The 5,775-nt window shown below is 53.1% G+C and carries 8 protein-coding genes; all 8 read left to right on the top strand.

Going from position 1 to position 5,775, the window contains the following annotated elements; translation table 11 throughout:
- Positions 1-151: 151 nt before the first annotated feature.
- The 8 genes from C0V76_RS19335 (at position 152) to C0V76_RS19995 (ending at position 4,832) form a co-directional block, all read left to right on the top strand.
- Positions 152-1,102, top strand: a complete 951-nt coding sequence (locus C0V76_RS19335) for a hypothetical protein (protein WP_143707493.1) — start codon at positions 152-154, stop codon at positions 1,100-1,102.
- A gap of 14 nt (positions 1,103-1,116) precedes the next feature.
- Positions 1,117-1,248 carry a hypothetical protein gene (locus C0V76_RS20370; protein WP_256376443.1) on the top strand — a complete coding sequence of 44 codons (132 nt, stop codon included), beginning with the start codon at positions 1,117-1,119 and terminating at the stop codon, positions 1,246-1,248.
- Complete coding sequence (locus C0V76_RS19330) at positions 1,249-1,482, top strand: hypothetical protein (RefSeq protein WP_101944555.1); 234 nt, start codon at positions 1,249-1,251, stop codon at positions 1,480-1,482. It abuts the gene before it with no gap.
- 20 nt (positions 1,483-1,502) lie between these two features.
- Positions 1,503-1,637, top strand: coding sequence for a hypothetical protein (locus C0V76_RS20365; RefSeq protein ID WP_256376442.1), 135 nt, complete (start codon positions 1,503-1,505; stop codon positions 1,635-1,637).
- 101 nt (positions 1,638-1,738) lie between these two features.
- Positions 1,739-2,887, top strand: coding sequence for a hypothetical protein (locus C0V76_RS20000; protein WP_158239303.1), 1,149 nt, complete (start codon positions 1,739-1,741; stop codon positions 2,885-2,887).
- A 4-nt stretch (positions 2,888-2,891) separates the two neighbouring features.
- On the top strand, positions 2,892-3,221 hold the full coding sequence (locus C0V76_RS19320) for a DUF2523 family protein (protein ID WP_101944554.1): 330 nt from the start codon (positions 2,892-2,894) through the stop codon (positions 3,219-3,221).
- Positions 3,218-4,465 (top strand): zonular occludens toxin domain-containing protein, encoded by a 1,248-nt coding sequence (locus C0V76_RS19315; RefSeq protein ID WP_101944553.1) that lies wholly within the window; start codon positions 3,218-3,220, stop codon positions 4,463-4,465. The genes C0V76_RS19320 and C0V76_RS19315 overlap by 4 nt, the downstream gene beginning before the upstream one ends.
- Positions 4,466-4,625: 160 nt before the next feature.
- Positions 4,626-4,832, top strand: a complete 207-nt coding sequence (locus tag C0V76_RS19995; RefSeq protein ID WP_158239302.1) for a hypothetical protein — start codon at positions 4,626-4,628, stop codon at positions 4,830-4,832.
- The last annotated feature ends 943 nt before the right edge of the window (positions 4,833-5,775 follow it).

The raw sequence follows: 5,775 nt of genomic DNA, 5'->3' as shown, positions 1-5,775 counted from the left end.
GGTTCCCCGTCTGGTGGGTCTGAATCCTGTCCCGCGTGGCTCGGCTCCGAAGCCTGTAGCCCCCAGCGCGTAAGCACAAAACAAAAGCCCCGGACCTCGCCAAAGGTTCCGGGGCTTTCTATTCCACACAAGTCTGATTTGCGGGGAACTGATGACAAACCTAGCTGTTGCTGAACACTTTGTCAATGATGACGAAAGCATTCCCTTTGAGCTACCCGAAAGAAACTATTTTATGAAGATCCGAACCTTTCAAAACGGAACCTTGGAGGGCTGTGTGCAAGCCGTCCGGCCCATGGCAATGGATGCCATGAAGGACCGTTTCGAAAGCTCCGGCACTCATGCCCCCGGCTTCGGCGCAAAGCCTCTTACTGAAGAGGAGGAGGCCGAAAAGAGGGAACGCAATCACAAGCGCGCAGTGCGTCGCGCCAAGCAATCCGCCCGTTGGCTCGTCAAGCAAATTTCAGCCGATCGGCTGCTGACGCTGACCTACAGGGAAAACATGCAGGACCGGGAAAGGCTCTACGACGATTTCAAGCGCTTCGTTCGCCTTCTCCGGAAAGAACTCAAGGGCCGTCCTTGGCCTTATGTGGCGGTCCCTGAGCTGCAAGACCGGGGCGCGTTCCACATCCATCTAGCCGTCAAGGGGTGGCAGCCCTATAGCGTGATTCGTCGCTGCTGGTATCAGGCCTTGGGGGGCAGGGGTGACGAAAAAGGCGTTGAGACTCCGGGTCAAGTTGATGTGACTTCCCCTAGGGCAAAGCAGGGCATGGGTGGGGCAGGGCGGCAATGGGATAGCAGCAGGCTTAGCGGATACATCGTCAAGTACATGGAAAAGACTTTCGACGATCTGACCGACTCAGAAAAAAAACGCTATTGGCATAGCGCGGATGCCAAAAAGCCGACCGTGCATCGCGTCTGGCTTGGTGCTGTCGATGTGACGGAAGCATGCCCGGAAGCAATCGGTGTTCTCCAGACCTTCTATGGCCTCGTCGGTGCTCAGTTCGACATGTGGCTAAGCCCGGACGGAACCACGTTTTGGGTTGCTGGCAAAAACACTGTGCAAATTGATGTTGAGCATGACGGTGAAGAGCCGCCTTTTTAAATCAGGAGGTCGATATGTCTGAGCTTTGCAGTAGTTGCGAGGAAGAACCGGTTAGCGAAGAGGGCGAAGAGGTCCAGCTTTGTCAGAAGTGTTACGACGACTGGATTGAAAACTACGACGAGTTCGGTAGTGGTGGGGTGTTCTAAATGCAGTGCGCTCAAGCTCAAGGCTCGGTTTTGATTCTGCGTCCGGATTTGACGCTTGAAAACTGCGTTGCAAGTGGTTTTGTGGTTCTCGCTGATTCGTCCGATGTGATGGCTCAGCAAATCACGTCCGATTCTCTGGGGGTCGCGTTTCTCTGGGGCTTTGGTGCCGTGATGACTTTTTGGTTTCTGGGTTTTAAGGTCGGGATTGCCCGGAAACTTATCTCTAAATCCTGACTATTTCTGGGAGTTGAAAAATGACTGAAATCTTTGCTGGTATCACTTTTGCTGACGCAATTACCGCTGTGAGTGCGCTCGGCATTACCATCATCGCGCTGCACATGGCCTTCAAGGGCATCGACCTGGGCAAGCGCGCTGTTCGCAAGGCCTAAACCATGGGGGCGGCCATCGTTTATGCGGTGGTCGCGCTTATCGGCGCAATGAGCGCTGGGGCGTGGCTCCGTGGTATGTACAACTCATAGGGGCAAAACACATGCTCAAACAAATTTTTAAGCTGCTATTAATCTCGATGGCGGCTTTTTTTTCGTCCTATTCTTTTGCGGCCATAGTTTGGCGTCTTCCGGGGACTGGCATCACCGGGACTGATTCTTACGTTTGTGGGCAAATGTCGGGCTGGGTTACCGATGTCTATTCTGGTTGGAGTGGTACGGCTTCTTTTGACATTTCTATTCCGGGGCGCTGCGAATTCACGTCAAATAGTAATCAGAAATATAATCACCAGCTTGAATATGTTTCGGGTTGTGATTCGGGTACTCAAATCAATTTGACCAGTGGTTCATGTGTTTCGACTTCTTCTTCCTCGTCCTCTTCGTCTTCTTCATCTGTTTCATGTCCAGAGGCTGGCACTATTGTTTCGTCTTCTTACACATACAATGGAAAAAACGCATCAGGCCTTTGTGTTGGTGGCTGCGTTTTGCAGGCGGGCGGCGTATGTGTGGAAGTTGTTGTTAATGGTCTGTATCAGACCTCTTGTACAAATTGGCAATCTACTGGTGCTACTTGTACGGGGACGGGCGTCACTGTAATTGGTGGTGAACAGGCTCCTACGTCTTGCACTGACGGTAAAACCCTAGGTCAGGTTAATGGCGTTAATACTTGCGTAGCCTCTGGTTCCGGTTCTTCTTCGGGGTCTTCAACCGGTTCAAATTCTTCAAGCGCTTCTGGCTCTGCGTCTTCTTCTGGTTCTGGCTCTGGCTCTGGCTCTGGCTCTGGTTCTAATGGCTCTGCGTCTTCTGGTGATGCTTCCTCCGGGTCTGGTACTGGTTCGGGTAATGCGTCTTCCGGGGCGGCTACTTCTGGCGCGTCTAGCAGTGTTACCGGGACGCAGGGCGGTGATTTGCCGACAGTTGAGTCCTCTGATTTATGGGAAGAGCGATATCCGGATGGTATTTCGGGGGTTTGGGCTACACACGCCAATGCCTTTAAGCAAACTCCCGTTGTGAGCTGGCTAAATGGTTTTGTTGATGCGGCTCCGTCTGGCGGTTCTTGTCCGTCGTGGTCGCTGTCCTGGGGTGGGGTTGCGTATCCGCTTCAGGCTTCATGCTGGATATGGCCAATGATTAAAGCAATCATCATTGTTTCCGCATTATTCGCGGCGCGATCAATTGTATTTGGGGGCTAGAAAAATGGATTTCTCTTGGCTCTGGGATTGGATTGAGCTTGTTGCTAATTGGCATAAGCTAGTCTTGAAATCGATTTTTTCCGCCATTTGGAAAATCGCAACGGATGTACTTTGCTGGGCTCTAGATAAAGCGCTGGGTCTTGCCGTTGATATCATCAAATCTTTTGACATATCCGGGCTCGGGTCTGTTTCTGCCGGCTTTGCGTCTCTCGGCGCGGATATTCTGAATATGGCGGGTTTGGTCGGAATAAAAGAGGCGCTGGGTATTATTGTCGCTGCGCTCGTTATTCGCATGCTTCTGCAATTGATACCTTTTACAAGGCTCGGATCATGATCCACTACTTGCTTGGAACCTCTGGTTCTGGAAAATCATATGAAACCGTCCGTTATCACATATTGGATGCGGTTAAATCGGGGCGTAAGGTCATTACTAACCTCCCACTTGATCTACAGGCTTTTGCGCTACTTGATCCGGCTTATCCCGCGTTGATTGAGCGTAGGACAAAGCCTCTGCCTGTGCGGGGTACGTGGGAGCCAACGCGAGAGGAGGGGGCTTTTAATGTCCTTCCTGAGTCAGAGTGGCGGCAAGCGCCTAATCCGCGTGTATTTGCTAATGTCTGGGACTATTACGATGAATGGCGCCATCCTCAGCACAAATATGGGCCTTTGTTCGTAATCGATGAGGCACAAAACGTAATCCCTTTCAAGGCAACATCTGTGGAAGTCGAAGAATGGGCGGCGCTGCATCGTCACTGGGTTTGCGATGTGCTGTATCTGACTCAGAGTTACGGCAAGACCTCAGCAGCCATCCGTGAAAACGTCCAGATGGTTTATAGATTTGTCAAAAAGGTTGCATGGGGCCAGCCGGATAAATATATCCGCAAGGTCTCTTCTGGTTTTCGTGGCGAGGTCTTGAATACCAGTGAGCGCTCGTATGATCCGGATTATTTTTTTCTGTACCGGTCGCATACGCAAGGTGTTGCGGGTGTCGAAGCGATGCCGAATGATATTAAGCCGTGGTGGCAGCATTGGACATTCATTGGCTGCGCCATTGCCTTGCTGATTGCAGTCGGCATGTTTTCATGGGTCGGCTATCGTGTGAGCCATAAGCCGCCAAAACAGGCTGTTGCGGCTCCTACAAGGGGCGGTGTGGTTAGTGCTGGTGGTGCTGCGGATCAGGAGCTACTGCGTCAAGTTCGCGCTGCTGCTGCATCTTCGGTGAGTGCGTCAAGTGCGGCTAGCTCGTCTGTGGCTCCGTCCCCCAGGGCGGCAGATTTCGGGCCTTATACAGAGCGTGGATTGCATCTTGCTGGCGGCATGAAAATGGGTGGCCGGCATGTCATGCTTTTTGCGGTATCGCAGAATGGCTTTACCGTCACGACTACGACCAGTTCAGAGCTTGAGGCTGCGGGCTATACGATTACATCGCTCAACGATTGTGTGGCAGAACTCCGCTACCAGAACACGGTCAGGAGTGTTATTTGTGACGTGCCGCAGCAGGGGCAGGGGATTGCTGGATTTTCAAACTCTGGCGCGCCTACAAGGGCGACCGTAACGACCGTATCGAAAGGGATTTGAGTATGCGTAATGCATTGCGTCGTCTTGTTTATGTCAATGGCAGGCCGTCAAGGGCATGCGTCGCGGCGGTGTGCTATGGCTCGGTCTTTGGTGTGCTGACCGGTCTTTACCTTGTCGGTTGGCTGGTCTCCGCTCTGGCGTCTTTCTTTACGTTTGCACGATGACTACATCTGATAAATATGGTTTGCGGTCTGCTGCTAATCAGCTTCAAAAGTTGGCTGACGAGTTAGATCGTGGTGACTTCACTGATCGTCGCTATGTACCGGCAATGGTGCTTCGTGTCCTGCAATCTGTTGTTCATCCTTATGGTGTAGAGCGATTGTTGTTTCGTTTGCTTCATGTTTACTTGAAGGATCGAACCCGTTGATTGCTTCTATGCCCATCGTGACTCTGTCGTGCAAGGCGATTTGAGTCCGCAGCGAAGCGAAACGGATAGCCGCGTTCAGCGGCTACCTTGCTGCATCAATCCGCAGCGCCTCCAGCGCTAGGCGCTGAATCTATCTCTCTTTGTGTCTATCGCCTCGCGCCGGTCCTGCTGCGGGGAGAGGGGCCCCCGCTCGCGGGGAGTTGCTCCCCGGCCGCAGGCCGGGTCCGGGCGGCGTAGCCGCCTAGATTTATAACTAGGACACATCAGAACCAACGCACCGTCTAGGACGTGCCCGGATATCATCACGGGCCCATGGAATCTAGAACCCCTCGGGCTGACGAGTTAGATCGTGGTGACTTCACTGATCGTCGCTATGTACCGGCAATGGTGCTTCGTGTCCTGCAATCTGTTGTTCATCCTTATGGTGTAGAGCGATTGTTGTTTCGTTTGCTTCATGTTTACTTGAAGGATCGAACCCGTTGATTGCTTCTATGCCCATCGTGACTCTGTCGTGCAAGGCGATTTGAGTCCGCAGCGAAGCGAAACGGATAGCCGCGTTCAGCGGCTACCTTGCTGCATCAATCCGCAGCGCCTCCAGCGCTAGGCGCTGAATCTATCTCTCTTTGTGTCTATCGCCTCGCGCCGGTCCTGCTGCGGGGAGAGGGGCCCCCGCTCGCGGGGAGTTGCTCCCCGGCCGCAGGCCGGGTCCGGGCGGCGTAGCCGCCTAGATTTATAACTAGGACACATCAGAACCAACGCACCGTCTAGGACGTGCCCGGATATCATCACGGGCCCATGGAATCTAGAACCCCTCGGGCTGTCGTGCCTGGACACATGCAGCATTGGGTGAATCGCCCCGGCTTCCCTAGACTGCTCCGAGCTTCATGAAATACTGCTTTTCGTAGTCTATCGGAGACATGCCATTTGCGTGGCTATGTCGCCG

Origin of the sequence: Uliginosibacterium sp. TH139 (assembly GCF_002855595.1) — a bacterium.
Lineage (GTDB): Bacteria > Pseudomonadota > Gammaproteobacteria > Burkholderiales > Rhodocyclaceae > Uliginosibacterium > Uliginosibacterium aquaticum.
Note: the sequence above shows the minus strand (reverse complement) of the source record. Positions and strands in the feature narration are given on the sequence as shown.

Coding starts and splice junctions, on each gene's coding strand:
- C0V76_RS19335 (WP_143707493.1), top strand. CDS start 152: ATGACAAACCTAGCTGTTGCTGAACACTTTGTCAATGATGACGAAAGC.
- C0V76_RS20370 (WP_256376443.1), top strand. CDS start 1,117: ATGTCTGAGCTTTGCAGTAGTTGCGAGGAAGAACCGGTTAGCGAAGAG.
- C0V76_RS19330 (WP_101944555.1), top strand. CDS start 1,249: ATGCAGTGCGCTCAAGCTCAAGGCTCGGTTTTGATTCTGCGTCCGGAT.
- C0V76_RS20365 (WP_256376442.1), top strand. CDS start 1,503: ATGACTGAAATCTTTGCTGGTATCACTTTTGCTGACGCAATTACCGCT.
- C0V76_RS20000 (WP_158239303.1), top strand. CDS start 1,739: ATGCTCAAACAAATTTTTAAGCTGCTATTAATCTCGATGGCGGCTTTT.
- C0V76_RS19320 (WP_101944554.1), top strand. CDS start 2,892: ATGGATTTCTCTTGGCTCTGGGATTGGATTGAGCTTGTTGCTAATTGG.
- C0V76_RS19315 (WP_101944553.1), top strand. CDS start 3,218: ATGATCCACTACTTGCTTGGAACCTCTGGTTCTGGAAAATCATATGAA.
- C0V76_RS19995 (WP_158239302.1), top strand. CDS start 4,626: ATGACTACATCTGATAAATATGGTTTGCGGTCTGCTGCTAATCAGCTT.